Raw genomic sequence first — 3923 nt, 5'->3', positions numbered from 1 at the left:
CAGCCGTCGCCGGCGAAAGCGACCACGGTGCGCTCTGGAAACAGCTCTTTGGCGGCGACTGCCGCAGGCGTGCCATAGCCCATCGAGCCTGACGTCGGCGCACCTTGAGTGGCGAAGCGGCGGAAGCGATGGAAACGATGCACCCAGGTGGCATAATTGCCGGCGCCGTTGGTGAGGATGGCGTCGTCGGGCAGCATCTTTTCGAGATAGTTCATGATCGGGCCCATCTGGACCGGGCCGGGGCCGCTTTCGGGTGGTGTCGACCAGTCGAGATAGGCGGCATGCAGCTTTGGCGTCTCGGCTGCCCAGACGGGTGCGGAGGCCGGCTTGCGTTTGGCGAAAGCGTCGACGAAGGCGGACGGCGAGGCGTTGATAGCCAATGCCGGCCTGTAAACGCGGCCGAGCTCGCCGGAATCGGCATGGACATGGACCAGTGTCTGGGCCGGGTAGGGGCTTTTCAGCAGCGTGTAGTCCGAGGAGGGCATTTCGCCCATGCGGCCGCCGATCAGCAGCACGAGGTCGGCCTGCTTGATCGCTGTGGCCAGCTTCGGGTTGATGCCTATGCCGACATCGCCGGCATAGTTCGGATGCAGATGATCGAACAGCATCTGGCGGCGGAAGGAACAGCCGACCGGCAGCGACCAGGCCTCGGCGATCGCGCGCATTTGTGCAACCGCCTCGGCGTCCCAGCGCGTGCCGCCAAGGATGACGAAAGGCCGCTTGGACTTGGCCAGCAATTTCTCAAGCGCATCGAGTTCGGCTTCCCCGGGCCGCGTTTCGACCGGTGTGTGCGGCAAGGCGACGGGCGCTTCAACGACACTGGTCAGCATGTCTTCGGGCAGCGAGATCACCACTGGGCCGGGACGGCCCGATGTCGCCACGGCGAAGGCGCGGGTGACGAATTCTGGGATGCGCGAGGCGTCGTCGATCTCGACTACCCATTTGGCGATGTCGCCGAAGAACCTCTTGTAATCCACCTCCTGGAAAGCCTCGCGCTCTTTGGCGTGGCCGGCGACCTGGCCGATGAACAGGATGACGGGTATCGAATCCTGCATGGCGATGTGGATGCCGGCCGAGGCATTGGTGGCGCCGGGGCCGCGGGTGACGAAGCAGATGCCGGGCTTGCCGGTCAGGCGGCCGTGGCAATCGGCCATCATGGCGGCACCGCCTTCCTGGCGGCAGACGATGGTGCGGATCGCTGAATCGTGCAGCGCGTCGAGCACCGCCAGATAGGATTCACCGGGCACGCAGTAGATGCGGTCGGTGCCGTTGGCTTCGAGAGCGTCGACGATGAGTTGTCCGCCAGTCTTCATTGTCCAGACTTCTCCAGTTCGGCAAGGATTTCTTGGGTGTGCTCGCCCAGGCGCGGCGAGGGGCGCTCATAGACCAGCGGCGTGCCCGACATCACCATCGGCGCGCGCACCGAAGGCAGAAGATTGCCATGGCCGTCGTCCAGGTCGAGCCGCATGCCGCGCGCGATCGTCTGCGGGTCGGCGAACATCTGGCCGATCGTGTTGATCGGGCTCGCCGGCACGCTGGCCGCTTCGAGCTTTGCCAGCAGCGGATCGCGGTCAAAAACCTTCAGCGCCTCGACCATGCGTTCGCGCAACTTGGCCCGGTTGGCGACCCGGGCGGGATTGGTGGCGAAGTCGGGATTGGCAGGCAGGTCGTCCAGCCCGACGGCAGCGCAGAATTTGGCGAACTGGCCGTCATTGCCCACCGCCAGGATGATGTGCCCATCCCGGACCGGCACCACCTCGTAGGGGGCGATGTTCATATGCGCATTGCCCATCTGCACCGGCGATTTGCCGGAGACGAGATAGTTCAAATTCTGGTTGCCGAGCGCCGAGATCTGGGTGTCGAAAAGCGCCATGTCGACATGCTGACCGTCGCCGGTCTGCTCGGCATGGCGCAGTGCTGCCTGGATGGCGATGACCGAATAAAGGCCGGTGAAGATGTCCGAGATGGCAACGCCCGCCTTTTGCGGCTCGCGGCCGACCTCGCCGGTGATCGACATCATGCCGGCCATGGCCTGGATGATGAAGTCGTAGCCGGCGCGCGGTGCGTACGGACCGTCCTGGCCGAAACCGGTGATCGAGCAGTAGACGAGGCGCGGGTTGATCTTGCGCAGGCTGTCATAGTCGAGGCCGTATTTCTTCAGGCCGCCGAGCTTGAAGTTCTCGATCAGCACGTCCGAAGTGGCGACCAGCCGGCGCACCGTCTCGGCGCCTTCCGGGGTCGAGAAATCGATGGCGATGGAGCGCTTGCCGCGATTGCAGGAATGGTAATAGGCGGCCGACAGGTTCTCGCCGTCCTTGCCCATGACGAAGGGCGGGCCCCATTTGCGGGTGTCGTCGCCGCCATCGGGGCTCTCGACCTTGATGACATCGGCGCCGAGATCGGCAAGCAACTGCCCGGCCCATGGCCCGGCAAGGATGCGGGCGAGTTCGACGACGCGGACGCCTTTCAGCGGGGGCTCAGCCATGGATCACCGTGGTTGCCGCAATCACTGCGATTGCTGCGAAAGCAGAGCCTCTATCAAGCCCTGCAACGGCTGTCACGGCTCTTGCAATGGGCCAATCCGTCACGCTTTGAGGACTTCGTCGGCCCAGGCGGCGAAATCATCCATGATAATGTCGCGATTCACCTCGTTCAGGCTTTCGTGGCGGGTGTCGGCGTAAACCTTTGAAACCAGATTCGAAAAGCCCATCTTGCGCATGCGATTGGCAAGATGGGTGATCCCTTTGCCATAGTCGGAAGCCGGATCCTTCTCGCCGCCGACGATGCTGACGGGCAGGTCGCGCCGGATACCGGCAAAGCCGGCATCCTTGCCACCGTTCAGCGCCATACCGACGACGTCGCGCCACATCGACACCGAAGCGTCCCAGCCGCACAAGGGATCGGCAATGTATTTCGCCACTTCCGCTTCGTCGCGCGACAGCCAGTCGAACAGCGTGCGGTGATTGGGCACCGCCTTGCCCCAGGCCTGGAAGGTGAGTTTCGGCAGCAGGCGCGATGGCACGTCGGAGCCGAGCCGCATCCGTTCCCAGGCAAGGATGCCGAGCGCAAGCTGCCCAAGCGGGCCTTGGGAGAAATTGCCGTTCCAGATTGCTGCCGCGTGAACGCGTGGCGAGTGGCGCAACAGGTAGTTCAGCGCCACCGACGCACCCATCGAATGGCCAAACAGGATGACCGGTCTGTTTGGCCGTTCGCGGGCGATGAGATCATGGATGACGTCGACGTCGGCGATCACCTTGGCGGCACCGTCCCTGTCGGCGAACCTGCCGAGCGGAGCGTCGGACGCCTTGGTCGCGCCGTGGCCGCGATGATCGTGGACATAGACGTCGAAACCGCGCGAGCCAAGAAAATCGGCAAAGCGGGCATAGCGCGCTGCGTGCTCGGCTAGCCCGTGATTGATCTGGACGACGGCGCGTGCCCGGCCATCGGCCTGCCTGACGAAAAGATTGAGCTCGGCACCGGTCGGCGAGGCAACCACGCGCTGCTGGCTGAATGACATGCCGCCTGGTCCCGCCCTTGCTTTTGTCGTCGTTGGCTTTGTTTGCGCCGGCCCACATTATGCGTCAATCCGGCAAACCCGCTTTTCGCGACGATGTTTCTTGCGTTCGGTCAGCAAAATATCGCAATTCTGACATGGAGACAGCTTCAGTCTGTCGCCCACTTCTTCAGCCGGGGATTCTCCATGCGCATCGGTGTCGTTTTCGGATTGGCCATGTTGGCGGCGTCGCTGGCCGGGGCCGCGCATGCCGACGTGAAGATGAGCGGCAGCTTCGTCGCCGACGCCGCCTGTCCGGCGACGCAAGCGATCAAGAACGGCAAGAACCCCGGCAATGTCTCGACCGATGCCGGGCAGAGCTATCAGTTGCTTGCCGGCAACAAGGAGACGCCGACGCATTATCTCATCC

General features: G+C 63.8%; 3 protein-coding genes and 1 pseudogene. 1 reads left to right on the top strand and 3 read right to left on the bottom strand.

Annotation, left to right across the window (positions count from 1 at the left end):
* The 3 genes from EN994_RS21415 to EN994_RS21405 form a co-directional block, all read right to left on the bottom strand.
* On the bottom strand, window positions 1-1313 hold a 1313-nt coding region (locus tag EN994_RS21415), incomplete at its 3' end, for a thiamine pyrophosphate-binding protein (protein WP_164746060.1).
* Window positions 1310-2485 (bottom strand): CaiB/BaiF CoA-transferase family protein, encoded by a 1176-nt coding sequence (locus EN994_RS21410; RefSeq protein WP_063168498.1) that lies wholly within the window; start codon window positions 2483-2485, stop codon window positions 1310-1312. The genes EN994_RS21410 and EN994_RS21415, both read right to left, overlap by 4 nt.
* A gap of 99 nt (window positions 2486-2584) precedes the next feature.
* Window positions 2585-3517, bottom strand: coding sequence for an alpha/beta hydrolase (locus EN994_RS21405; protein WP_063168497.1), 933 nt, complete (start codon window positions 3515-3517; stop codon window positions 2585-2587).
* A 183-nt stretch (window positions 3518-3700) separates the two neighbouring features.
* Here EN994_RS21405 and EN994_RS21400 point away from each other — a divergent pair.
* Window positions 3701-3923, top strand: a pseudogene (locus EN994_RS21400) (ribonuclease); the annotation flags it as partial.

Source organism: Mesorhizobium sp. M7A.F.Ca.CA.002.09.1.1, assembly GCF_003998555.1.
In the GTDB taxonomy this organism is placed as follows: Bacteria; Pseudomonadota; Alphaproteobacteria; order Rhizobiales; family Rhizobiaceae; genus Mesorhizobium; species Mesorhizobium ciceri.
Note: the sequence above shows the minus strand (reverse complement) of the source record. Positions and strands in the feature narration are given on the sequence as shown.